Genomic DNA, 23,394 nt, shown 5'->3' with positions numbered 1-23,394 from the left:
TTTGTGAACTTTGCAGCCATAATAACTGGCTGCACTCAACTTCATGATTCGTATTTTTCAGCTTGATGAAACCTCCGTCCGCAAAGTCCGCGATATTGACTCTTTTTCGGATACGGCACGAACGCTTTGGGTTGACCTGCAAAATCCAACGCCCAGCGAAATCAAGAGCGTCGAGGAAAAATTTGATGTGGACTTTCTGAGCCAGCAGGAGCAGCTGGAAATCGAAAGCAGTTCCCGGTACATTGAAGAGGACGATTTCCTGATTGCCAATTCCAACTTCCTGATTCCCGATAAAGAACAGCGGTACGTGACGGTTCCGGTCAGTTTTCTGCTCAAAGATGACACGCTGTTCACCTATCGTAACGCCGATCTGAAATCATTTGCCGACACGGTCAAACGGATCAAATCGCGTCGGGCGGTGTTCAGCGACGGCGCGCAAATTCTGATCTCAATTTTTGAATCACGGATCGATTACGACGCTGACCTGATCGAGATGGTATCCAGCGAAATCAAAGCGATCAACCGGATGCTCGACCTCGACGCGAACCTTGATCGCGAAATGCTGCTGAATATCAACGATTACCAGGAATTGACAATGTCGATTCGGGAAAATGTGGTCGATAAACAACGGGTTATTTCGTCCATGATTCGCTCCGATGGCTGGTTCAATGACATCGAACAGCAACGCCTTCGGACACTCATTAAGGACATAAATTCGCTGATTGATCACACGAACTTCATTTTCGAACGGTTGGAGTTTCTACAAAATACCTACCTCGGTTTGATTGACCTGGAGCAAAACCGCATCGTTAAAATCTTTACGGTCGTGTCGCTGGTATTTCTGCCACCAACGTTGCTGGCCAGTATCTGGGGTATGAACTTCGATGAGATGCCGGAAATCCACTGGAAATACGGCTATGCGTTTGCGCTGGCTATGATGGTATTATCGTCGGCCCTGACGGTCTGGATATTCCGCCGGAAAAAGTGGCTTTGATGAGTGAGGGGATGGATAAATGTACTAAGGAACATGCGTTTCAGTGAGTTACTTAGTCAGCCTGTTCACGTCTGACTGTGGAATCAATCCCCTTCACTAGGTATGGAACAGGCGCAAACGAATGCCCAGCGCATCTACGATCAGGTGCTTACTTTTGCTACGCTCTACGGTGGCCGCATCTTGCTGGCTATCGTGACCCTCATTATCGGACTCTGGCTCATTGGCTGGGTGACAAAGCTACTCTCGTCTGTGATGACGAAACGGCACGTCGATCGCGACGTTCAACCATTCCTGCTGTCGCTGCTCAACGCCGTTTTGCGCGTGCTGCTGCTTCTCAGTATCGCCAGTACACTGGGCGTTGAAACAACATCGTTTGTGGCGATTATTGGTGCGGCCGGATTAGCCGTCGGTTTGGCCTTGCAGGGTAGTTTAGCCAACTTCGCGGGGGGCGTTCTGATTCTGACGTTCAAGCCGTTTCGGGTTGGCGATCTAGTTTCGACGCAGGGGTTTACGGGCAGCGTGGAAGCCATTCGGATCTTTGACACCATTCTTGTCACGCTGGATAACAAGACGATTATTCTGCCGAACGGTCCATTATCAACAACGTCAATTGTTAACATCAGCACCAGGGGGATTATTCGGGTTGATCAGGTATATACGGTAGGCAGCCAGAACGATCTGGATAGTACAAAAGCCTGTTTTCAGAATGTTGTCGATGGCTGTCCCTATGCGCTTAAGGATCGGGCACACGATGTACTGATCGCCAAACTGAACGCCAACTCGCGCGACTACGATGTGCGGGTCTGGACAAAGAGCGAAACGTATTGGGCGACCTATTACTACATGCTCGAGAATGTGGCCCGGCAGTTCGGTAAAGACGGCATCGAATCGCCCAAACCACAATTATTCGTCACTACCGAAGACTAGGTAAATGGTATAACAGTAGAACGGACGCTACTTGGGTAAGTAAGGAAATACGGCTATCGGTCGTGAACTACCTTACGTGCCCAGGTAGCGTTTTTTGCGCTACATCCGCGTAAGGCCGTTTAGTAGCGTAAATGATTAAGGCCGGAGATGGGCTGGCCAAACCGTTTAATCCTGATTGTATACAGTTGATTACGGTATTTTGTGTACTACTTTTGTTAGGTACTCATCTGTTTTGTAAGAATTATCGTATATCAAAAATGAATTTTACGTTAAATACACGGCGACGTAATTGTTGCGATAAATATCTGCCTATATTTGCTTTACGAATGGTAAGGAACTAACTGGCAAGTAAGATAGTTACCATTCGTATAGTGGCAAACAGTTGCTGTCCGTCTCTCTTCATTTTGTTTTTTGTGCCAACCTTGAATCACCAGAACGACGAATAGGTTGCAGGCGCATAAAACTATCAACGTTGCGTTATCGAGAATTTGCTGATAACCCGTCTTTTCATACTCAACTCCTTTTGCTAATCACAGTACTAATTTTCTGATTTTATCGAGCACATCTAAGGTTTCTAATTTTAATGTCCTGCTCAGGATAGTCCGCAACTTGTTCAGCGAAGGTATAGGCAACGCTGTTCAGCCTGTAAACGAAGATTTTTGACTATGCTGAGACCGTCTTAATTTGGTTGATCTTGTTGGTTCGGTGTAGTCCATCACTGCCTATCATGACAAAAAGTAACCGAAGCGAGTTGCCTCCTGAACCCGACTTTCAGTTGATCACTACCGCGCTAGGGATAGTTTCCGGGAAATGGCGGCTGTACATTATTCTGTTATTGGGTGAAAAAACGCTTCGTTACCGACAACTCAGTGAAATGCTACCCGGTGTAAGCGAAAAAGTACTAGCCAGCGAGTTAAAATCGTTAGTGGCGTTGGGCGTTCTAGAGCGGACTGCCTATGCCGAGATTCCGCCGAGGGTAGAATATTCTTTAACTAAAAAAGGTCATTTGGCCTTACCGATTCTGAGAAAAATTCAGGAAATCGGACAAATCTTTAACTGATCCAATAGGTGCTAACACAAGTAAAATTCAGAAACACAAACCGTTCGCAGTTCTTTGTTACGGCCAGAAAGCGAGTTGACGCTTACTTCAGTGAGCAGGCGATTTCTCCACATGCCAATAGTGCCATGTGGAGCAAAGCAATTTTCTTCCTAACCGGCTACGCGCTGTTATATGGTTTGATTCTGTCCAACCAGTTTGGTCTGTGGACTATGCTGGCTATGGCCGTTTTACTGGGTATGTTTGCTGCTTTTATTGGCTTCAACGTCTCCCACGATGCGCTTCATGGCGCCTTTTCGTCACGGGGTTGGGTGAATCGGCTATTGGGTAGTAGTTTCTATCTGCTGGGAGCGAATCCGTACGTGTGGAAGATTACGCACAACATTGTTCACCATACGTACACGAACATTCCCGGCCATGACGAAGATATTGAAGTGGCTCCCGGTCTGGTTCGGCTAGACCCCGATGATAAGCTTCAGCCGTGGCATCGTTATCAGCAGTGGTACACGTTTCCGCTGTACTCGCTGGCTTCACTGTCGTGGGTTTTCCGTAAAGACTACGTGAAGTTCTTCAAGAGTCAGATTGGTCAGCATGATACGTCAGCGCACCCGCGGAAAGAAATGATCAAGTTGTTTGTTTCCAAAGGGCTTTATTATCTTTTCTTTCTGGTCATTCCTTTTCTGGTTCTCGACATAACCTGGTGGCAGTTACTGATCGGTTTTGTGCTGATGCACCTGGCCGAAGGACTGGTGCTTGGCCTTGTGTTTCAACTGGCGCACGCTGTTGAAGGAACTTCCTTTCCACTTCCCGATAATCAGGGCGACATACAGAATGCCTGGGCCATTCACCAGATGCAGACAACGGCCAATTTTGCGCCCCGCAGTGCAACCGCTGCGTTCTTTTGTGGCGGTTTGAATCGCCAGATCGAACACCATCTATTCCCTAAAGTCTGCCACATTCACTATCCGGCTATCACCAATATTGTCAGACAGACAGCCCACGAGTTTGACCTGCCTTATCTGGAAAATAAGACATTCGGGTCGGCGCTCTATTCGCATTACCGCCTTTTAGAAAAATTGGGTCGGCCCGTCCAGCACGCGCAGGTCGTCTCGATGAGCCGAACCACAGGGTCGGTCAAATCGAAAGCTGGTGCACACGCGACCAACTAGTATCGAAAAAGTACCCGTATTGCTATCGTCACTTTAGGTAAACACGCATGTCTGTCCGAGTTGCTATTCACCACGATACCCATTACGCATATGATCGGATGGTTTTTCTGTCACCTCATCTGGTTCGGCTCAAGCCCGCGGCTCATAGTCCTGCTTTGATTGAATCGTATTCGCTGACGATTGAGCCCGCCAATCATCTCGTTCACTGGCAGCAGGACCCCTTCGGCAATTTCATTGCCCGGATCGACTTTGCCGAAGCCACGCAGGCGATGTCCATAAAAGTCGAAATTACGGCCTTGCTGGAGCCTGTCAATCCATTCGACTTCTTTCTGGACACGTATGCCGAATCGTTCCCGTTTCAATACGAAGATCAGCTTCGAAAAGACCTGGCTCCCTATCTGGAAATTACGGAGGATGGCCCCTTACTGAATCAGTGGATACAGCAAATCGATCAGACAAAACAGGGCACGATCAACTTTTTGATTGACCTCAACAGGCGGGTTAATCAAGCTATTGAGTATACCACCCGGTTGCAGCCCGGTGTGCAGACTCCCGAGGAGACATTATTACAGGCAATTGGTTCCTGTCGGGATTCCGCCTGGCTTCTGGTTCAGATTTTACGTCATGTTGGGCTGGCCGCCCGCTTCGTGTCCGGTTATCTGGCTCAGGTTTTTCCGGATGCAGCTGATCAGGACGATCCGTCTAACCCGAAAGAGAACTCGCTGGCTCTACACGCCTGGGCGGAAGTGTACGTACCCGGCGCGGGCTGGCTCGGACTGGATGCCACATCGGGTATGCTGGCTACAGAAGGCCACATTCCCCTGGCCTGCACCTCCAATCCCGATAGTGCAGCACCCCTGACGGGTACTACGGGTGTAAGCGAGGCAACGCTCACGTACACGAATACGCTGGTGCGCTTGAACTAATTAGTATTCGGCGTTGCGAATCACTACCTTTACTAAACTGCGTTTCGCAAGCAAACGGGTTGTAACTACTAGCGTCATTTACAGGCTTTTACTGACGATGTAGTAGTGCTACTATCCGTGTTGTGTGCGTACGTACAGGCACTGAAATACCGTTTATTGTGATCGACTGCCCCGAACAGCAGGCAAGAGAGAGCAATGCCAACGTCCGTACACAGTCGCACCGCTCATTAATTAGTGGCTTCCCATTTGTCCATTTTACGGTCCGTTTTAATTAATCCGGATTCGTTGTTCGCTCTACAACCAAGAAGGCAAACTGTCTTTCTGGTCAGCTTCCCACCCATCAGCGTCTACATTTGACTGGTTTGCATCCTGCCAGAAGCAACGACAACACCAGATAACCAGAGGGGATAAAACGCTCCTCTTATCCTACTTGGTTACAGCTTTCCCTTCTTCCCCTGTCGACCCAGGTTCATTTTAATAAAAACAACTAGATAAATGGCTAATAACCCAAAAGAAGCGAAGAAAGTGGCTACTAAATCAGCTAAAGTACACGGGTCTCCTAAAGTGCCGAAGTACGAGCAGAAAGAAACGGCATCAAATCTGGCCGTATCAACAGCGAACGTAGCCACAAAGGGCAAGAAATAGCTACCCATGACGATCATTTTCAATTACCTGTTTACCAAGTCGGGTGACGGCTTCGTGTGCCGCGTTCCGGTACGAATGCTAAACAAAGACGTACTACTGAAAGGCATGCGTCTAGATTCACTTAACTCAGAAGGCGTTGATATTCAGCAATGGGTGGATAAAAATCTGGACGTGACGATCAATGATGGCGTCTACTCTATTGCAGGATTGGCCGATTAAAGGCGTTATTCCCCCTGTTTTAATTCAGTGTTATTTATTTTAATGCAATTTTTAAATAAATAACCTGTTCTTGTAACATAAACAGATTCAATGGGGTTATTTAGCTACCTGCCCCGCCTTTACCGGTTCTGGCAGCCGTGATTAGTTTACACTACGTAAATTCCTCGCTTTTCCAGTGCATTACCCAATACGGGTGATAAGCGTACCCTGTTTAGTAGCCCAGTCGGGCGAAACGCAAGGAATCTGTTCTCGCCTTTTGCCGAATACCCGAGCTATACATTCTTTTTAAAACTAGTAAAAGTTATGCAAAATATTGTTAGTCAAGTCGTTAATGGATTGCTTCGGAATATTGAAATTGTTAGCTGGAGTGACATACTCGATCGGGCATTTCGTCCGCTGATTAAGTCAACGACGTTGATGGTTCAGCCGGTTCGCGTGGATCGATTCGACCCCCGCAGACGTAACCAGGAATAGTCAGTCCCACAGGACGACAGAAAAATAGATTTGGTTGTCTCGGTGATAGAGTAGTGGTAAGGATAGTCCATCTACTGTACGCCTTCGACGACTCTACTTTAAAGCGGATCCGTACGTAGATCGAACCCATATGTCGATTGCGTACGGATCCGCTTTTTGCTCCTGCTGGTTTCCGTTTGCTAGGTTATGGGTAGAGTCGGCGTACTTTCCTGCTAAAACGGTATCGGACTTCTTTTGCAATCGTCAAGCCCGCCCGTTACAGCAGGCCGGTGTTAACTGAACAACTTCCCGATTAACCGGTTCATGGGTTAGTTAACGAACCGCTCAACGTTTATGCCTGCTACAATCAATCCAACCATCACCCGATCACTTGGTAGTGGTCTCGCCGGTGCCGTGGCCCTCAATGTATTGCACGAAATTGCCCGCCAGTTCATTCCCGATGCGCCACGCGCTGATTTGCTCGGCATGCGCAGTATTGCCAAAGGGTTTCGAGCCGTCGGTGAACAACCTCCTCAGGGAGAGGAACTTTACAGGCTGGCTATGGCCGGTGACGTTGCTTCGAATGCCCTGTATTACAGTTTAGTCGGTGTCAACACGAAGCAACCTGTAGTGGCCGGAGCCGCCTTGGGCCTACTCGCTGGTATTGGTGCCGTCACGCTGCCGGGGCCGATGGGCCTGGGCGAAAAACCAACTAAACGCACACCCGCTACGGCTGCCATGACCATTGGCTGGTATCTGTTTGGTGGACTGGTTGCGGGAGCCGTTTATAAGCGGCTAAAAGCCTAGCTACGCGTAGAAATAAGTTTTCAACCGTGGTTAAACGTTTGCGCATTTGGGCAATCTAATTCATGTTGAGTGTCGAAACTCACACGCAAACTAGTTCGGTCATGACAGTTCTGAAAACGATAAAGCTCCTCGGTCTGATAACTATGCTGGCTTTTAGCCCGTCTTTCCTGCCGAAAGCGATGGCGCAGCCGGGTGTCAGCGTACCGGTCGAATCCTTCTATGATGAATTAGCGCCTTACGGACAGTGGACGCAATACCCTAGCTACGGCAATGTGTGGATTCCGGATGCCGGTCCTGATTTCCAGCCCTATGCCACTGGCGGTCACTGGGTCGTTACAGAATACGGCAACACCTGGGTGTCCGATTACGCGTGGGGCTGGGCGCCGTTCCACTACGGTCGCTGGATTTACGATCCGGCCTATGGCGGCTGGCTCTGGATTCCTGATTCCGACTGGGGACCAGCCTGGGTGTCGTGGCGTACGGGCGGTGGATATTATGGATGGGCACCGCTAGCCCCTGGTATGAACGTGAACATCAATATCAACATACCGGCTCCTTACTGGACATTTGTCCCTCAGATTTACATCACGAGCCCTCGTCTGTATAGCTATTGCGTGCCACGGCCCAACGTTATCAACATCTACCAGAACACGACGATCATCAACAATTACTACCGGACCAACAACCGGGCGTATGCATACGGACCACCGCGTGGTGATATCGAACGGGTAACCCGCCGAAGCGTTCCGGTCTATCGGATCGATAATATGGACCGTCCCGGTCGTTCTGTGATTGGCAATGGCTCGGTAGGGTTCTATCGTCCGAACAATGCCCGTCAGGACTATGGCCGCAATGACCGTGATCGGTTCGACAATGGTGCCCGACCAAATTACAACAATAACGGCGTACCGAACCGGGGCAGCTACAACAGCAATATGCCGAATCGCGACTACAACGGGAACAACGTACCTAACCGGGGCAGCTACAACGGGAACGCAGGGCCTAACCGAGACTTCAATGGCAACAACGCACCCGGTCGTGATTTTGATGGGAATAACACGCCTGGTCGCGACTTTAATGGAAACAGCCGGCCAAATCGGGACTACAATGGAAATACTTCGCCCGATCGACGCGGTTCTTTTTCGAACCCCGGAATGAGCCCAGCTACGCCAAATCCTGGTACTTATCCGGCTCCTGATCGGTCCAGTGGTACAAGCCGGGGGACATACCAGCGGGCGGAACCGGGCAATAGTGGTCGGCAGGGTGGATTTGAACCACAACAGCAACCGAACCGATCATTCGAGCGGCCAGGTTCTCAGGCTCAACCCGGAACGCAGATGGCTCCGGCTGGCCGCGAAGGCGGATTCCAGCGTGCGCCCGAAAACCGTGGAGCACAGCCTCAGATTCAGCAGCGCACACAGGAGCCGGGCCAATCGGGTGGTCGGCAGGGTGGGTTTCCGGGTGGCGGTGGTCGCGGGCCACGATAGCGTTCATTAAGCTTTTTGACGGAGCCGTGCACCTATGGGTGGGCGGCTTCATCGTTTTAGACGGTTTGGGCGTATTTTTGCCCGGTATGCGTTATTTTATCGAACTATCGTACAGAGGAACCGCCTACCACGGCTGGCAAACACAGGCAAACGGCGTAAGTGTGCAAACGACGCTGGAAGCGGCATTGACCCGGCGACTGCGACAGCCGGTGTTCGTTATGGGAAGCGGGCGTACTGATGCGGGGGTTCATGCGCAACAACAATTCGCTCATTTTGAGGTCGAAGAGCCGATCATATGGACGGATGCGTTGCTTTATTCGATCAACTGCATGCTGCCGGATGACATTGCCATACGAGCGATCTTTCCCGTTCGACCAACTGACCATGCTCGCTTTTCGGCCATCTCACGGTATTATCAGTATCATATTACGCGTCATAAAAACGCGTTTGAATCCGGGTTGACCTATCACTTTCGGCCTGCGCTGGATGTCGAGCGTATGAACGAAGCTTGCCGGATATTGCTCAATCATACTGATTTTAAAAGCTTCAGTAAGGCGCGGGCCAACGTGACGCACTTTCGATGTCGGCTTGATTTTGCGTACTGGGAGCGTAGTGAGGCCAATTTGCTGACGTTTCACATCAAAGCCAATCGGTTTTTGTGGGGAATGGTGCGCACCATTGTGGGCACCATGCTCGAAATAGGGCAGGACGGAATGACGCTTGACCAGTTCGACCAGTTGATCAACGATCAGGACCGCACCCTGGCTGGACGGGCGGCTCCGGCCAATGGCCTGTATCTGGTGGAAGTTGGCTATCCCGATGGCGTATTAGCGCAGCGGGTAAGCCCGGGGGAGTGATACTATGGATGAATGCAGATCGGGGAATCGGAGCCATGGCTCCGATTCCCCGATCTGCACTAAAAAAACTAGGCCGTCTGATTGGCTTTGACGCCTTCGCTGATCAATTTGATCGCTTCCCGGTTGAAAGCTGGTATATCGTCAGGATTACGGCTGGTAACCAAGTTGCCATCAACGACAACTTCTTGATTGACCCAAGTTGCTCCGGCGTTCTTAAGATCCGTCTGGATCGAAGGGTACGACGTTAGCGTACGGCCATCGACCACATCCGCTTCGATCAGCATCGTGGGTGCGTGACAGATGGCGGCAACGGGTTTTTGCTGATCAAAAAAGTGCTGGATGAATTTAACCGCCTGTGGTTCCGTGCGTAGTTTGTCTGGGTTCAAAACGCCCCCTGGCAATAGCAAGGCATCGTAACTGGCGGGGTCCGCTCCGGCGAGTGGCAGGTCAACATCAAATGTTTCGCCCCATTCGGTTTCGTCCCATGCTTTGATCTGGCCACCTTTCGGGGCAATAATATGTACTGTTGCACCGGCATCTTCGAAGGCCTGCTGGGGTTTGGTCAGTTCGACCTGTTCGAAACCTTCCGTCATCAGGGCCGCTATTTTTTTGCCCGCCAGATTTTGTTGATTTTCCATGATTGTTGAGTTCGTAATACTGATTGTTGTACAGAGAAGATAACGCTCTGTTTGCTCATTTGGTTACGAAAGATTCGCGAAGTGGCACTGTGCGATTGGTAGGGAGCCGTGCTTCGAACCGGTCCCACTTACTCAAAGCCGTCAACAATCGGGTTGCGGCATGAGTTGACTGGAAGACGAACAAAAAACGACTAAAACAATGAGTGCCTTGAATCATAACGGACTGTGGTGGACGCTGGCGGGTATTGGGGCTGTGGCCGTTGCGAAAGCGTTTCTGACTAAAAAACGAACGATAGATTTTCACGATAAAACCGTTGTCATCACCGGGGGCTCGCGCGGGCTGGGTCTCGAACTAGCCCGCCACTTTGCGCAGGAAGGTGCCAATGTAGCGATCTGCGCCCGCGATCAGGATGAACTGAACCGCGCTCAGGCAGACCTGCGAATGCGCGGCAGTGACGTGTTTACGTATGCCTGCGACATTACCGATAAAGATCAGGTTGCGGATTTTATAAGAGCCGTCGATCAGGTATTAGGGCCAGTAGATGTGCTGGTCAACAATGCCGGAACGATTATCGTGAGTCCGCTTGAGCACGCTACCGAAAGCGATTTTCGGGAAGCGATGGAGACCAACTTCTGGTCAGCTTTTAACATGGTCAACGCGGTACTTCCTCGGATGCGCGAACGGAAAGCAGGGCGTATCGTCAATATCACTTCGTTTGGGGGTAAAATTGCAGTGCCTCATCTTGCTCCTTATTCGGTCAGTAAATTCGCCTTCGTCGGATACTCCGAAGGGCTTCGGTCAGAACTGCTCAAGGATGGTATCTTTGTGACAACGATCTGCCCCGGTCTGATTCGAACGGGAAGCCCGCGCAATGCCATCTTCAAAGGTCAGAACGAGAAAGAGTACAGTGTTTTCAAGATCAGTGATTCGATCCCTTTTTTTACAATCGCATCCGATGACTGCGCTCGTGAAATTGTAGATGCGTGTCGAACGGGTGAAGCCGAGCGAATCATCACCTTACCGGCCAAAATAGGTTCTGCTATCCACGGATTTGCGCCGGGCTTCATAACGGATACATTAGGTTGGGCTAATGAGTTTTTGCCGGAACCGGGCGGGATCGGTGAGCAGCGTACGTTCGGTAAGGACAGCGAAACCCCGCTTTCGGAGTCGATACTTACTCGACTTACTGATAAGGCGGCCGTTGCCAACAATGAGATGGGTGAATAAAGAGCGGATTGTTGGTTTCATACGCCGTATCTCCAAGATACGGCGTATGAAACCAACAACGAAATCAAAACCATTGAATTACTTTTTGCCGATTGGCGCGCCGGTAGTTTTATTCAGGCCTGCTTCGGCTAACAGCAGTAGTAACACCCGCTGCATACCCAGATAGCCTTTGTCGTTGAGCCACCATTCGTTTAGCGCGTGTTCGCCACCACCGATGCCCCCGCTACCGATCGTTACGGCTGGAATACCCAGGGAAATTGGCGTGTTGGCGTTTGTAGACGAGACCTCCAGTTGGGGTTCTGCGTTCAGGTATGTCGACACCGCCATAGCCCGCTGGACAATAGCCGCCGTTGCCTCCGTTTTCCCCGATGGCCGGTCACCAATTTTCTTCACGTCAACTGTCAGATCGGGGCCTTGCCGTTTGATACTGTTTTCCTCTTTAAGCGCTTTTTGAACCGCGTTCTGTAATAACTGATCAACTTCGTTGAGTTTGTCTGGGCTTTCGGAGCGCATATCGATCTCCGCCCATGACTCATAGGGAATTGCGTTTACTGACGTACCACCACCAATCACACTAACGCTGTACGTCGTTTTAACGCCCTGCCGCGTTGCCTTATCCGCATCGGCCGTGAAATAATAAATTGCCTTTCCCAAAGCACTGTGCGGATTAACAATGCCGAATGAACCGTACGAGTGACCACCCGGCCCTTTGAACGTGATTCGGTAGCGGTGCGACCCCAGCCCGCGATGCGTGATCGTACCAATACCATCCCCATCGACCGCGATGTAGGCATCGGGTTTGATGCCGCCATCCTTCCGCAGCAAATGCTTAACACCCCGCAGGTCGCCCAGTCCTTCTTCGCCAACTGCCCCGACAAACAGCACATCGGCGTCGGTTTCAATACCCGCTTTCTCCATCCCTTTCAGAACCGCCAGTACAGCAGTCAGCCCGCGGGTGTCGTCGCCCACACCAGGTGCATAAAGCGTATCGCCTTTCTGTTTGACCTTTACGTCTGTTCCTTCGGGAAAAACGGTGTCAAGGTGCGCTTCAACAACGACCGTCTTTTTGCCGGAGCGGCCTTTCCGTTTTGCCAGCACATTGTTCACGTCATCGATCCAGACCGAGTCGGCACCGGCTTCTTTGATCATAGCCGCGAATTTTTTTGCTCTGACCTGTTCTTTGAAGGGCGGTGATGGGGTTTCCGTCAGGGTAATCAAATCCTGTTTTGTCTGTGGTTCGAGATCGATAAAAGTCTGAAAGGCCGATTTTACGGCGGGTTGATCGGCCAGTTTCTTAATTTCGTCCAGATAGCGTTTATCAACGGTTGGTGCTGGCTGGGCCTTTAGAAGCTGACCTGCGGAGCCGATGAGCAACAACGTAAAAGCAGCCGGGGCGAGTAGTCGATTCATAACTAGCGGTTGTATGGAAAACGTTCGGAAAAGAATTTGAAATTGTATTTTTTGTGGAGTAGTATTGATTGTTCTGTCGGGAAGCGTAGATTTATAGTAAAAATTTGCTGAAGCGAGCGTAAAGTTATTGTTTATTCTGTCGCTTTGCGTTTGAATCGCTAATTAACCCAAACGATCCCTTCCTGATGGCAAGACACTTACTTCCTCTTTTACTTGGTTTATGGCTGCTGTCGGGCGTCGCCAGTGGCCAGTCGTTCAAGCCAGCGCAACTCCGTGAAGCAACCATTGCCAGCCTGCACGAGGCCATGCAAAACGGTAAACTGACGGCGGTTCAACTGGTCCAGCTCTATCTGGATCGTATCGATGCCTACGACAAACAGGGGCCGTATCTGAACACCATTATCCTGGTGAATCCGAGAGCATTGGCTGAAGCGAACCGGCTGGATTCCCTATACAAAGCAACCGGTAAACTGGTCGGGCCGCTGCACGGTATTCCGGTGATTGTAAAGGATAATTACGACACCTACGACTTGCCAACGACTAATGGTACGCTGGCCATGAAAAAATCCATTCCGCCCGATGATGCATTTGTTGTGCGCCGAATCCGTGAAGCGGGCGCGATCATTATCGCCAAATCGAATCTGGCTGAATTTGCTTCATCGGGGCAATTTTCGGTCAGTTCGATTTTGCCCGGCTATTCACGAAATCCGTATGATACCAAGCGAACAACGGCTGGTTCGAGTGGAGGGACAGCTGCGGCTGTTGCGGCTGATTTCGGAACGATCGGCTTGGGGACCGACACCGGAAGCTCTATTCGCGGACCAGCTTCGCACCAAAGTCTGGTTGGTTTCCGGCCTACGCTGGGGCTCGTCAGTCGCGATGGTATTGCGCCACTGGCGATGACCAACGACACGGGCGGGCCCATTTGCCGGACCGTGGAAGATGCCGTTCGGGTACTGGAAGTAATTGCTGGCTACGACAAAGCCGATACCGTTACTCGTCAGAGTGAGGGTAAAATTCCGGCGAACTACCGTCAGTTTCTGGATAAAAATGGGTTGAAAGGCGCCCGGATCGGTGTATTTCGCCAGTTGTGTACACCGAAAAATTCCGATCCGCAGGTCTATGCGCTGTTCAACAAGGCACTGGATGAGCTGCGGGCCGCCGGGGCCATTGTCATCGATTCGGTACGGGTTCCGGAGCTGGATACGATCAATAAATCATTTGATACCATTCCGCAGTTACGACGCGATTTCAACCTGTATCTGGCAAATCTGGGACCGAATGCACCCCACAAAACATTAACGTCCATCATCAAATCGAAGCAATTCCATCCCTATCTCGAAAAAACGCTGCTCGATGCCAATGCCGATACGCTGGCTCCCGAAGCACATAAAGGATGGGGAAAAAACATGGCTCTCCGTGCCCGATTGCGCCAGTTGCTGCTGCGGGCTATGGATTCAACAGGGGTCGACGCACTGGTTTATCCGTCGTTCAGTTATCCACCCCGGCTCATTGGCGATCTCAATACGCCGTCTGGAACGAACAATAACGCGCTGTCGCCCCCAACGGGCTTTCCGGCTTTTTCCGTGCCGATGGGCTTTACGTACGATACGTTACCCGCTGGTTTACAGTTCCTCGGACGACCATACAGTGAGCCCGTTCTGATAAAACTTGTCTATGCGTACGAACAGGCTACGCACCACCGAAGCCCCCCCGACAGTACGCCACCATTACCGAAGAAGAAAAATAAGCGCGTACTTGCCGGCCGTTATCTATAGCTTATGAGATCCATTTCTCCGTTTATGAAGTCCCGCTTCCTTCGGCTATTCAGCGCTGGCTGGGCCGTCAGCCAACTGGTTTCGAGTGCTGTGATGGCCCAGTCCAACGCATCGATGCTAACGCCTTTTGAGCACAATTCGAATCAGACAGCTACGTATGCCCAGATTATCAGCTGGTATCAGCAACTGGACCGGCAGTACGAGCAGGCCAAGCTTGTCGAGATAGGGAAAACGGATATCGGGAAGCCGCTGCACCTCTTTCTGGTATCGGCAGATAAACAGTTTACGTCCCGTCCTGACCGCGTAACGCTGCTGATCAACAACGGTATTCATCCCGGTGAGCCGGAGGGTATCGATGCCTGCATGATGCTGGCGCGGGACTTGCTCAGAGCCAACAAACTTCCTAAAAACGTTTTGCTGGCCATTGTGCCCGTCTATAACGTAGATGGTTGCCTGAACCGGGGCGTATCGCGCGTGAATCAAAACGGACCGGAATCATACGGCTTTCGCGGTAACGCCCGAAACCTGAATCTGAACCGCGATTACATCAAGGCTGAAGCCGAGAATACGCGCTCGTTTCAGTCGATGTATCAATCGTTGAAACCGCAGGTGTTTATCGATAACCACACCAGCGACGGGGCCGATTACCAGCACGTTCTGACCTATTTCTCAACCCAGAAAGACAAGCTACATCCGGCTGTTTCGGGCTACATGGTGCAGACATTCATGCCCGAACTGGACAAACGATTGACGGCACAAGGATTTCCACCGGCTCCCTACGTCAACAATTTTTCGGATACGCCCGAGAGCGGCCTGCTGGGTTTCAATGACTCGCCCCGCTATTCGACCGGCTACGCAGCGCTGTTCAATTGTTTAGGCTTTACGCTGGAAACCCATATGTGGAAGGCATATCCGGACCGCGTCAAGGCATCGTATGTATTCGATGAAGCGGTACTCCGGCTGTGTGAGCAGGACGCCCAAACGATTCTGGCGAACAAGCAACAGGCTGATAAGGCCGTTCGGGAGCAGACAACGTTCCCGCTCAGCTATAAACTGGACCGGACAAAAACAGATTCGATCACGTTTCTGGGCTATGCAGCTGCCTACAAACCCAGCGAGGTGTCGGGTCTGAAACGACTCTATTACGACAGAGCGAAACCCTTCACGAAGCGTATTCCGTATCTGAATACGTTTGTGGTCGATGCGCAGGTTGATAAGCCTGGTGCTTACGTAATTCCGCAGGCGTGGGCCGAAGTGATTGCGCACCTTAAACGAAATGGGGTGCAACTTCAGGGATTGACCAACGATACTACGATGGCGGTCTCGGCCTATTACGTGACGGACTTCAAGAGTGCGCAGCGACCTTTTGAAGGGCATTATGTTCACACGGGGGTGAAGGTGAGGACGGAACCTCAGTCAATTCAGTTTTATAAGGGCGATTATCTGGTTAAAACCAATCAGGCCGCCAATCGCTTCATTGTCGAAACGTTGGAGCCGCAGGGCGTCGATTCGTTCTTTGCCTGGAACTTTTTCGACAGCATCCTCGATCAGAAAGAGTACTTTTCTGATTATATTTTTGAAGATACAGCCGCTGATATTGTGAAGAAAAACCCGGCTCTGCGCAAGCAACTGGATGAGAAACGAGCCGCCGATAAAGCCTTCGCCGAAAATGCCGATGCACAACTGGACTTTATTTATCGACAAACGCCTTATTACGAAAAGACGCACAATCGCTATCCCGTGTATCGCGTAAACTAACCGATTTGAACCATTAGCGCCTGTTTAGTCCTGTGAAGAGTCAACCCTTATGAATTTCGTTCTCATCCGTTCGTTGCTGGCTGGCCTGATGCTGTTGTCTTTCAATGGGTTCGCTCAACCGATCGCTAAGAAGAATGCGGCTGCATCGGAAGGGACTGTGATTCGTGCCTTGCGCATGCAATCAAATCGTGCCATCCAGAGTCGTGATTTGGCGGCTTTCGGGCAGACGATGTTGCCCGATATCGAAGTGACGCGGGGCAGTGGGCCACACGTGTCAGGACGCGATTCGGTGCTGGCCTCAGTAGCCGTACAATTCCGCGATCCAAATTTTCTCGGTTACGAACGCACTCCCGATAGTATACAGGTGAGCACTGCTGGCCCTTTAGCTGCTGAACACGGTCGCTGGACGGGTCGTTTTCAGCGACCCGATGGCATTCAGATAATAACGGGTGTTTATCTGGCTATGTGGCGAAAAACGGACGCAGGCTGGAAGATCCGTTCCGAACTGTTTGTCAGCCTGACCTGTACGGGTAGTGCCGCCTGTGGCAAGTAGCGTTGCTATACTAGGCGTCCTCTGGCGGATGCGGCAGGTTTCCCAGATCAAGTGAGATCCTAAATCCTGCCAAGGACAACGTAATCAACGCCCTCTTCGTTGAATAGGCTTATCAGATTTAAGTACTTGTCCTCCATTGGATAACGGGGGGTTTGCGGGGTTTGACTTATAGATGGCTTTCGCGCGCTGGATCAATTTCAATGCAGCCGCCAGCCGTTCCTCCGGTGTTTTGGCCCACCAGTACGCTTGGTCATACGATGGGATATCGTTGAAGTTGCTGGATTTGTGGATGGTGGTCATAGGATTCAATAATAGAAGTGACGGTCCGCCAGAGGCACCCGGCAGATTTAACGGGTTGTCGATTATTCCCAATCCGGGAACAGGGGTGTGGAGGAATTGGCGCGTTTAGGCTTGGTACCTTTTTTCGGCTTTACCAAACTTACCTCATTTTTCGGATCGGGCACAGACACGTTCTGCTCAAACGCTTCAATCGAGTCGGCATCCGGGCGTAAGCGGGCGTAAAGCTGGTGACGACCAACCTCCGACTGCATCGTAAACCGCCCCAGAAATCCATCGATTTCTTTGTTCTGATAAGGGTGTTCGCGCCGGATTTCGCTTGTATCGATGAATACGATGTTATGTCGTACTTGTGTGATCGTTCCCAGCCGGTCGCGTTGGGGATTGAGTAGATGAACCTGCTCATTGGCAAAGTCATCCTCCTTCGTTCGGTATTTATAGTTGATGTAGCAGTAATAATGTTCGCGCTGGTAGTTCGAGATGGCCAGTTCATAATCAGCAACGTTCTCCCGCACGATAGACCATGCCTTGATCTGATCGTTCATCAGGGCGAGCTGACCTTTGGCTTCGCTGAGTTTGGTGCCCGTCATCTGAGTCGACTTCTGAACCAGAATTTCACTATTGACAATCAGTTGATTGATGTATTCTGTTACCCTTGCTTTCTTCTCCAGAATGGGCAGGTCTCTGTCCTTGAGCAGCCAGTACCGGTGCTTCCGGTAGAACGTCATGCGAACGGCTGGTCTTCCGTAGTTGACAATTTTTATCGTCCGGCAATCGAAATCGGCGAAGGGTTCGAATAGGGGCTGGTAGGCTGAATCGACAAAGTGCATCGTCCCCGTCATTGACCAGTCGCCTTCGATATCCCAGGTTTCCCGGTCAGGACGAAGCAGATTCGTTCCGTCCATTACCTGAGTAAGCGCAGTCAATAACTGGGCATAGATTGCTGGCTCGTATTTTTTGCGCTTGGCTTTTATTGTTTGCATACGAATCAGCGTATAGGCGGGGAGTTACTTAGAAACCATAGCGACAATGCCCGGCTTTGAGAGGAACAGATCGGTAAGTAACGCGGGTTTACTCTACCATGTCAGCATGCAGGTAGACCTTCATTAACTGATTAGATGAAACGGTGGGCGTAGCATATGGAGCGCCATCCTTACCGACAAATTCAAGTAGATACTCCCCATTCGGGCCAAGATCAATAACCACGCCGATCTCGCCCCGGCGCAACTTGTAGGCAGACAGTGGTGTAGTTAATGCCACCAGATCATGCAGATGAAGTTCGTCCATGACTCTTTGCTTTATACTATGTAACAACTTGTCAATCGTGGAAAGTTTTCTTCATCGTGAATAATCCAACTGGTACGTACTGTGGCAGATTTATCCTGATGTACCATTGGGAAGTCAACTACGTAGATCTCGCCGTAACTGTTTATACCTTCATGACTGGCCGAATTTAGCAATACTGCCGCTAAAACAGCGTCTCGTAAAACCCGCCAGTTCACACTCGTGATACCCAGGGCGGATGGAAAGACACGAGCTTCGTGCTTACCGTATGGATGGTTTGTATTCAGGCAGTAACCCAAAAATTTTGAGTCATCTGCCTGAGCACGTTCCGCGAACGGTAACATCAACTCCGTTTTACTTCTTTCGCCCAACTGTCTTTCAGCGTGACGGTCCGGTTGAAAACGGGTCGGTCGGTAGTAGAGTCCTGATCGAGAATGAAGTACCCTTTCCGCATAAATTGGAAATTGGTCTGTGCGCCGGAACGGGCTGCATCCACCAAGGCCGGTTCAACAAAGGCCCGCACGACTTCCAACGAGTTTGGATTCAGTAAGTCGCGGAACTCGCGTTCATCGGCCGCTGGATTTTCAACCGAAAACAGGCGGTCATACAGGCGCACTTCAGCCTCGACGGCGTGGGGAACCGACACCCAATGGATGGTTCCCTTTACGTTAATACCGGATGTATCCGAACCACTCCGGCTTTCGGGAATGTAGGAACAGCGCAGTTCAATGATTTCGCCCGCATTGTCTTTGACAACCTCATCGCACTTGATGATATAAGCTCCTTTCAACCGAACCATGCCACCCGGAAACAGCCGGAAGAATTTCTTCGGTGGGTTCTCCAGAAAGTCGTCCCGCTCGATATAGACCTCACGGCTGAAGGGAACGTTGCGTTCGCCCGCTGCGGGGTCTTCGGGGTTGTTTTCGATGTGCATGATCTCTTCCCGGCCAACCTCATAGTTGGTAATAACGAGTTTCAGCGGCTTTTCGTCGAGCACGGCCATCACGCGGTGCGTCGTTTTGTTGAGCTCCTCGCGGATACAGAACTCCAGCAGCCCCACATCGATCAGGTTATCGCGTTTGGCAATGCCAATGCGGTCGGCAAATTCGCGGATACTGGCGGGGGTATAGCCACGCCGACGAAGCCCCGCAATGGTAGGCATCCGGGGATCATCCCAACTATTGACGTGCCTTTCTTCGACCAGTTGTTTAAGTTTCCGCTTGCTCATCACCGTATACGTCAGGTTGAGCCGCGCAAACTCGATCTGGCGGGAGGGGAACAGGTCCAATTTATTGATGAACCAGTCGTACAGAGGCCGGTGAACCTCGAATTCCAGCGTACAGAGCGAATGGGTGATGTGCTCGATCGCGTCCGACTGACCATGCGCGAAATCATACATCGGATAGATGCACCAGGTATCGCCCGTCCGGTGGTGATGGGCGTGTTTGATCCGGTAAATGATCGGGTCGCGAAGCTGCATGTTCGGCGACGCCATATCGACCTTTGCCCGTAATACTTTCGCGCCGTCGGGGTACTCACCGGCTTTCATGCGCTGGAACAGATCGAGGTTTTCGTCTACGCTCCGGTCCCGGTATTGGCTCATGCGACCCGGTTCGGTAGGCGTACCTTTCTGAGCCGCAATTTCTTCAGCGGTCGAATCGTCTACGTAAGCCAGTCCTTCCTGAATCAGCGTTTCGGCGAAGGCATAGATCTGGTCGAAGTAGTCGGACGCATAAAACTCGTTTTCCCAGTCGAAACCCAGCCAATGCACATCGTTCTTGATCGAATCAACGTATTCGGTGTCTTCCGTAACGGGGTTTGTGTCGTCGAAACGGAGGTTGGTCTGACCACCGTATTTATCGGCCAGACCGAAGTTGAGGCAAATCGATTTAGCGTGGCCAATGTGCAGGTAGCCATTTGGTTCGGGCGGAAAGCGCGTGTGAATGCGACCGCCGTTTTTGCCCGCTTCAATGTCTTCTTCTACAAATTGTTCTATAAAGTTCAGAGAATTTCCGGCATTGCTGCGGTCTGTAGTGCTATTCTCCAGTGAGTCGTTCGATGTTTCCGCCATGGCGTTGTGTACTGATAAAGTCCCGAAATTACAGTGATCAACTGGGTTTGGCAAACGAATGGGTGCAATATCAGAGAAAGCTTTCTCATATTTTAGGCTATAATCGAACAAAACGGTGCGGGAAACGAGTTGTAGATAGTACACGCCGTTGACTATCTGCCGGGGGCGTTTGTGTTGCCCTCTTTAAGGTTATGAAAAATAGGTTTATTGCGTTTCTATTTGTCTTTGGCTGGTTCCTGTCCGGTAACATACAGGCCCAGAAAACGACCGACTCCTTACAAAAACAAGCGTATCTGCCGGATTGTATACAGTACGCACTGGGTCACCAGCCAGTCGTCAGACAATCGATCATTGATCAGGAAGTGGCCGAGCGAACCATTCAGAGTTCACTGGCCGCCTGGTACCCGCAAATCGCGGCTGGGTATAACCTACAGCATTATCTGAAACTGCCGGTTACCCTGATCCCGAATGCGAACGGCGAACGGGTTCCGACAACACTGGGCGCGCAAAACACGTCGACGGTCTCGTTATCGGTGTCGCAGAGCATTTTTAGCCGTGATCTTTTGCTTGCCAGTCAAACCGCTGATGCGTACCGGCTTCAGGCGGCTCAGACGACGATCAACAATAAAATTGATATTGTCATAAACGTCAGCAAGGCGTTCTACGATCTGATTCTGACCCAGCGACAAGTCGATATTCTGAGCGAGGACATCACGCGGCTACAGCGCAGCTTACAAGATGCGACCAATCAATATCAGGGCGGTATTGTCGATAAGACGGACCCGCAACGGGCGAAAATAGCACTCAACAATTCACTCGCGCAACGAAAGCAGTATCGGGACCTGATTGGTGCGAAGTATCAGACACTCAAGCAACTGATGGGTTATCCACCTAACTCTCAGTTGAGCGTTACGTACGATACACTGCAACTCGCCAATGAAGTAGTGCTCGATACGATGCAACTGGCCAACCCGCAAAGTCGCATTGAATTCCAGTTACTGCAAACACAGGGCCGACTATTGAATGCCAATGTGCGATACAATCGATGGGCTTACCTGCCCACGGTTGCGGCCTTTGGTAACTACAATCTGCTTTATCAGAACAACGCATTCGGCCAATTGTATACCCAGACATTTCCGAACTCCTTGATTGGCCTGTCGGTAGCCTTGCCCATTTTTCAGGGTGGCCGGCGCATTCAGCAGCTAAAGATTGCGGAGTTACAGGTGCAGCGGCTGGACTGGGATTTGGCCGCGCTTACTAGTGCCGTCGATGCTGAGTATGCCCAGGCCCTGTCAGCCTATAAGGGAAATCTGGCAAATTATCTGGCATTGCGCGAGAATCAATTGCTGGCTGAAGATGTCTATCGAATCATTAACCTGCAATACCGATCCGGCATAAAAACTTACCTGGATGTGACTATCGCGGAAGCAGACCTGCGTACGGCCCGGCTCAATGTGTTCAATGCATTGTATCAGGTTCTGATCAGCAAGCTGGACGTTCAGCGGGCGCTGGGCTTGATTCGATTCTAGATTTTCGCGACGCCATGCCGATTTCCCGGACGGGTGTTCTTCCAACTCCACTCACTTATACAGATCATGTATGTCGGGTTTCTAAAGTCGACAGCACACAACATACCAGTTATTATGATTAAATGCCTTCTCATTCCCGTTATAGCCGTAATGCTCACCGCTTGTGGTGGCAAAAAAGACGAACAGCAGCAGGCCCCACCGCCACCAACAGCCGTTTCGGCGATGAAGGTGTCGAAAGGAAGTGCAACTTACTATGATCAGTTTCCGGCAACGGTGACCGCGTTGGTACTGGTCGATATTCAGCCGCAGGTGGCTGGCAACATCACCGGCATCTTCTTTCAGGATGGTCAGCGCGTCAGTAAAGGCCAGAAGCTATACACCATTGATGCGCAGCAATACCGGGCGGGTTACGATCAGGCGGTAGCGAATCTGAATGTTCAAAAGGCGAATCTGAACCGCGCTCAGAAAGATGCGGATCGGTACAATACGCTGGCTCAGCAGGATGCCGTTGCCAAACAGCTGGTCGATAATGCCAATGCGTCGCTGGAAGCATCCAAAATGCAGGTCGAGGCATCGCAGGCAGCCATTCAGCAGGTGGCTACGAACCTGAAATACACAACGATAAAGGCTCCTTTAGATGGTACGATCGGGATTTCGCAGGTACGGCTGGGTGCCGCTGTCGCTCCCGGTTCGGCGCCCTTGAACACCATATCGTCCGACGATCCAATTGCCGCTGACATTCAGATTGATGACAGCGAAATTGCCCGCTTTCTGCAACTTCAAAATCAGAAATCGGTACTTCGGGACTCTACCTTTATTCTGATGCTTCCGGATGGGAGTCGTTATCCGTATCCGGGGTCGGTTCGGATTGTTGACCGGGCCGTTGATCCGCAGACAGGAACACTCCGTATCCGGATTGCTTTCCCAAACCCCAAAAAACTGCTCAAGCCCGGCTTGACGGCCAATGTACGGGTTCGAAATAACACGGGCCAACCGCAATTGCTGATTCCGTATCAGGCGGTAACGGAGCAGATGAGTGAGTATTTCGTCTGGGTGGTTGGCGACAGCAGCAAGGTGACGCAGAAGAAAGTGACGCTCGGCGCACGGATTAACGATAAGGTTATTGTCAAAAATGGGCTGAACGAAGGCGAAACCATCGTTACCGAAGGAACCCAGAAAGTTCGCGAAGGGGCCGTGGTGAAGGTGACCGCACCGGGGCAGGCTACCGCCGGACCGGGTGGCACGAAGCCTGATTCCGGTAACAAGCAGGCTGCCAAATAAAATCTTTATACCCTATTCGGTTTACC

General features: G+C 51.0%; 24 protein-coding genes. 17 read left to right on the top strand and 7 right to left on the bottom strand.

The annotated features are described in order from the left end of the window. Positions 1–43 precede the first annotated feature (43 nt). The 11 genes from corA to truA all read left to right on the top strand — a co-directional run bounded on the left by corA (position 44) and on the right by truA (position 9,541). The gene (gene corA, locus GK091_RS16195) at positions 44–994 is read left to right on the top strand and encodes a magnesium/cobalt transporter CorA (RefSeq protein ID WP_164040267.1); all 951 of its coding nucleotides are present in this window, start codon (positions 44–46) and stop codon (positions 992–994) included. A gap of 102 nt (positions 995–1,096) precedes the next feature. Then, positions 1,097–1,921, top strand: coding sequence for a mechanosensitive ion channel family protein (locus GK091_RS16190; protein ID WP_164040265.1), 825 nt, complete (start codon positions 1,097–1,099; stop codon positions 1,919–1,921). Between the two features lie 727 nt (positions 1,922–2,648). Next, on the top strand, positions 2,649–2,981 hold the full coding sequence (locus tag GK091_RS16185) for a winged helix-turn-helix transcriptional regulator (RefSeq protein WP_164040264.1): 333 nt from the start codon (positions 2,649–2,651) through the stop codon (positions 2,979–2,981). A gap of 8 nt (positions 2,982–2,989) precedes the next feature. After that, positions 2,990–4,147: a fatty acid desaturase family protein gene (locus GK091_RS16180; protein ID WP_164040262.1), complete on the top strand. Its 1,158-nt coding sequence runs from the start codon at positions 2,990–2,992 to the stop codon at positions 4,145–4,147. Between the two features lie 47 nt (positions 4,148–4,194). After that, positions 4,195–5,073, top strand: coding sequence for a transglutaminase family protein (locus tag GK091_RS16175; protein ID WP_164040260.1), 879 nt, complete (start codon positions 4,195–4,197; stop codon positions 5,071–5,073). 495 nt (positions 5,074–5,568) lie between these two features. Further along, entirely contained in the window at positions 5,569–5,718 is a 150-nt protein-coding gene (locus GK091_RS29380; protein ID WP_170312660.1) for a hypothetical protein, read from the top strand. 6 nt (positions 5,719–5,724) lie between these two features. Then, on the top strand, positions 5,725–5,937 hold the full coding sequence (locus GK091_RS16170; RefSeq protein WP_164040259.1) for a hypothetical protein: 213 nt from the start codon (positions 5,725–5,727) through the stop codon (positions 5,935–5,937). A gap of 303 nt (positions 5,938–6,240) precedes the next feature. Next, positions 6,241–6,411 (top strand): hypothetical protein, encoded by a 171-nt coding sequence (locus GK091_RS16165; protein ID WP_164040256.1) that lies wholly within the window; start codon positions 6,241–6,243, stop codon positions 6,409–6,411. Between the two features lie 333 nt (positions 6,412–6,744). Then, on the top strand, positions 6,745–7,197 hold the full coding sequence (locus GK091_RS16160; RefSeq protein WP_164040254.1) for a hypothetical protein: 453 nt from the start codon (positions 6,745–6,747) through the stop codon (positions 7,195–7,197). Positions 7,198–7,298: 101 nt separating this feature from the next. After that, the gene (locus tag GK091_RS16155) at positions 7,299–8,684 is read left to right on the top strand and encodes a DUF6600 domain-containing protein (RefSeq protein ID WP_164040252.1); all 1,386 of its coding nucleotides are present in this window, start codon (positions 7,299–7,301) and stop codon (positions 8,682–8,684) included. A gap of 86 nt (positions 8,685–8,770) precedes the next feature. Next, entirely contained in the window at positions 8,771–9,541 is a 771-nt protein-coding gene (gene truA, locus GK091_RS16150) for a tRNA pseudouridine(38-40) synthase TruA (RefSeq protein ID WP_164040250.1), read from the top strand. Between the two features lie 68 nt (positions 9,542–9,609). Here the strand turns inward: truA and GK091_RS16145 are convergent, their stop codons facing one another. Further along, positions 9,610–10,179 carry a type 1 glutamine amidotransferase domain-containing protein gene (locus GK091_RS16145; RefSeq protein WP_164040247.1) on the bottom strand — a complete coding sequence of 190 codons (570 nt, stop codon included), beginning with the start codon at positions 10,177–10,179 and terminating at the stop codon, positions 9,610–9,612. A gap of 199 nt (positions 10,180–10,378) precedes the next feature. On the opposite strand from GK091_RS16145, the gene GK091_RS16140 reads away from it, so the two are divergent. After that, on the top strand, positions 10,379–11,407 hold the full coding sequence (locus GK091_RS16140) for an SDR family NAD(P)-dependent oxidoreductase (protein ID WP_164040245.1): 1,029 nt from the start codon (positions 10,379–10,381) through the stop codon (positions 11,405–11,407). Between the two features lie 78 nt (positions 11,408–11,485). Here the strand turns inward: GK091_RS16140 and GK091_RS16135 are convergent, their stop codons facing one another. Then, positions 11,486–12,817, bottom strand: a complete 1,332-nt coding sequence (locus tag GK091_RS16135; RefSeq protein WP_164040243.1) for a M20/M25/M40 family metallo-hydrolase — start codon at positions 12,815–12,817, stop codon at positions 11,486–11,488. Between the two features lie 185 nt (positions 12,818–13,002). On the opposite strand from GK091_RS16135, the gene GK091_RS16130 reads away from it, so the two are divergent. The 3 genes from GK091_RS16130 to GK091_RS16120 all read left to right on the top strand — a co-directional run bounded on the left by GK091_RS16130 (position 13,003) and on the right by GK091_RS16120 (position 16,906). After that, complete coding sequence (locus tag GK091_RS16130) at positions 13,003–14,595, top strand: amidase family protein (protein WP_164040241.1); 1,593 nt, start codon at positions 13,003–13,005, stop codon at positions 14,593–14,595. Positions 14,596–14,688: 93 nt separating this feature from the next. Continuing rightward, on the top strand, positions 14,689–16,353 hold the full coding sequence (locus GK091_RS16125; protein WP_246202300.1) for a M14 family metallopeptidase: 1,665 nt from the start codon (positions 14,689–14,691) through the stop codon (positions 16,351–16,353). A 49-nt stretch (positions 16,354–16,402) separates the two neighbouring features. Continuing rightward, positions 16,403–16,906: a YybH family protein gene (locus tag GK091_RS16120; RefSeq protein WP_164040237.1), complete on the top strand. Its 504-nt coding sequence runs from the start codon at positions 16,403–16,405 to the stop codon at positions 16,904–16,906. Positions 16,907–16,990: 84 nt separating this feature from the next. On the opposite strand, the gene GK091_RS16115 is transcribed toward GK091_RS16120, so the two are convergent. The 5 genes from GK091_RS16115 to GK091_RS16100 all read right to left on the bottom strand — a co-directional run bounded on the left by GK091_RS16115 (position 16,991) and on the right by GK091_RS16100 (position 20,558). Further along, on the bottom strand, positions 16,991–17,206 hold the full coding sequence (locus GK091_RS16115; RefSeq protein ID WP_164040236.1) for a hypothetical protein: 216 nt from the start codon (positions 17,204–17,206) through the stop codon (positions 16,991–16,993). Positions 17,207–17,268: 62 nt separating this feature from the next. Further along, positions 17,269–18,186, bottom strand: a complete 918-nt coding sequence (locus tag GK091_RS16110) for a hypothetical protein (RefSeq protein WP_212592964.1) — start codon at positions 18,184–18,186, stop codon at positions 17,269–17,271. An 88-nt stretch (positions 18,187–18,274) separates the two neighbouring features. Continuing rightward, entirely contained in the window at positions 18,275–18,490 is a 216-nt protein-coding gene (locus GK091_RS16105) for a DUF4926 domain-containing protein (protein ID WP_164040234.1), read from the bottom strand. Positions 18,491–18,501: 11 nt separating this feature from the next. Further along, complete coding sequence (locus GK091_RS30075) at positions 18,502–18,831, bottom strand: DUF6883 domain-containing protein (protein WP_394351869.1); 330 nt, start codon at positions 18,829–18,831, stop codon at positions 18,502–18,504. Further along, positions 18,831–20,558 carry a glutamine--tRNA ligase/YqeY domain fusion protein gene (locus GK091_RS16100; RefSeq protein ID WP_164040232.1) on the bottom strand — a complete coding sequence of 576 codons (1,728 nt, stop codon included), beginning with the start codon at positions 20,556–20,558 and terminating at the stop codon, positions 18,831–18,833. The genes GK091_RS30075 and GK091_RS16100 overlap by 1 nt, the downstream gene beginning before the upstream one ends. Positions 20,559–20,749: 191 nt before the next feature. On the opposite strand from GK091_RS16100, the gene GK091_RS16095 reads away from it, so the two are divergent. Both GK091_RS16095 and GK091_RS16090 read left to right on the top strand, forming a co-directional pair. Further along, positions 20,750–22,087: a TolC family protein gene (locus tag GK091_RS16095; RefSeq protein WP_164040230.1), complete on the top strand. Its 1,338-nt coding sequence runs from the start codon at positions 20,750–20,752 to the stop codon at positions 22,085–22,087. A gap of 114 nt (positions 22,088–22,201) precedes the next feature. Then, on the top strand, positions 22,202–23,368 hold the full coding sequence (locus GK091_RS16090) for an efflux RND transporter periplasmic adaptor subunit (RefSeq protein ID WP_164040228.1): 1,167 nt from the start codon (positions 22,202–22,204) through the stop codon (positions 23,366–23,368). Positions 23,369–23,394: the final 26 nt, after the last annotated feature.

Origin of the sequence: Spirosoma agri, from assembly GCF_010747415.1 — a bacterium.
GTDB classification, from domain to species: domain Bacteria; phylum Bacteroidota; class Bacteroidia; order Cytophagales; family Spirosomataceae; genus Spirosoma; species Spirosoma agri.
The sequence above is the reverse complement of the archived record's forward strand: the minus strand, read 5'-3'. Positions and strand labels throughout refer to the sequence as shown.

Coding starts and splice junctions, on each gene's coding strand:
- corA (WP_164040267.1), top strand. CDS start 44: ATGATTCGTATTTTTCAGCTTGATGAAACCTCCGTCCGCAAAGTCCGC.
- GK091_RS16190 (WP_164040265.1), top strand. CDS start 1,097: ATGGAACAGGCGCAAACGAATGCCCAGCGCATCTACGATCAGGTGCTT.
- GK091_RS16185 (WP_164040264.1), top strand. CDS start 2,649: ATGACAAAAAGTAACCGAAGCGAGTTGCCTCCTGAACCCGACTTTCAG.
- GK091_RS16175 (WP_164040260.1), top strand. CDS start 4,195: ATGTCTGTCCGAGTTGCTATTCACCACGATACCCATTACGCATATGAT.
- GK091_RS29380 (WP_170312660.1), top strand. CDS start 5,569: ATGGCTAATAACCCAAAAGAAGCGAAGAAAGTGGCTACTAAATCAGCT.
- GK091_RS16170 (WP_164040259.1), top strand. CDS start 5,725: ATGACGATCATTTTCAATTACCTGTTTACCAAGTCGGGTGACGGCTTC.
- GK091_RS16165 (WP_164040256.1), top strand. CDS start 6,241: ATGCAAAATATTGTTAGTCAAGTCGTTAATGGATTGCTTCGGAATATT.
- GK091_RS16160 (WP_164040254.1), top strand. CDS start 6,745: ATGCCTGCTACAATCAATCCAACCATCACCCGATCACTTGGTAGTGGT.
- GK091_RS16155 (WP_164040252.1), top strand. CDS start 7,299: ATGACAGTTCTGAAAACGATAAAGCTCCTCGGTCTGATAACTATGCTG.
- truA (WP_164040250.1), top strand. CDS start 8,771: ATGCGTTATTTTATCGAACTATCGTACAGAGGAACCGCCTACCACGGC.
- GK091_RS16145 (WP_164040247.1), bottom strand. CDS start 10,179: ATGGAAAATCAACAAAATCTGGCGGGCAAAAAAATAGCGGCCCTGATG.
- GK091_RS16140 (WP_164040245.1), top strand. CDS start 10,379: ATGAGTGCCTTGAATCATAACGGACTGTGGTGGACGCTGGCGGGTATT.
- GK091_RS16135 (WP_164040243.1), bottom strand. CDS start 12,817: ATGAATCGACTACTCGCCCCGGCTGCTTTTACGTTGTTGCTCATCGGC.
- GK091_RS16130 (WP_164040241.1), top strand. CDS start 13,003: ATGGCAAGACACTTACTTCCTCTTTTACTTGGTTTATGGCTGCTGTCG.
- GK091_RS16125 (WP_246202300.1), top strand. CDS start 14,689: ATGGCCCAGTCCAACGCATCGATGCTAACGCCTTTTGAGCACAATTCG.
- GK091_RS16120 (WP_164040237.1), top strand. CDS start 16,403: ATGAATTTCGTTCTCATCCGTTCGTTGCTGGCTGGCCTGATGCTGTTG.
- GK091_RS16115 (WP_164040236.1), bottom strand. CDS start 17,206: ATGACCACCATCCACAAATCCAGCAACTTCAACGATATCCCATCGTAT.
- GK091_RS16110 (WP_212592964.1), bottom strand. CDS start 18,186: ATGCAAACAATAAAAGCCAAGCGCAAAAAATACGAGCCAGCAATCTAT.
- GK091_RS16105 (WP_164040234.1), bottom strand. CDS start 18,490: ATGGACGAACTTCATCTGCATGATCTGGTGGCATTAACTACACCACTG.
- GK091_RS30075 (WP_394351869.1), bottom strand. CDS start 18,831: ATGTTACCGTTCGCGGAACGTGCTCAGGCAGATGACTCAAAATTTTTG.
- GK091_RS16100 (WP_164040232.1), bottom strand. CDS start 20,558: ATGGCGGAAACATCGAACGACTCACTGGAGAATAGCACTACAGACCGC.
- GK091_RS16095 (WP_164040230.1), top strand. CDS start 20,750: ATGAAAAATAGGTTTATTGCGTTTCTATTTGTCTTTGGCTGGTTCCTG.
- GK091_RS16090 (WP_164040228.1), top strand. CDS start 22,202: ATGATTAAATGCCTTCTCATTCCCGTTATAGCCGTAATGCTCACCGCT.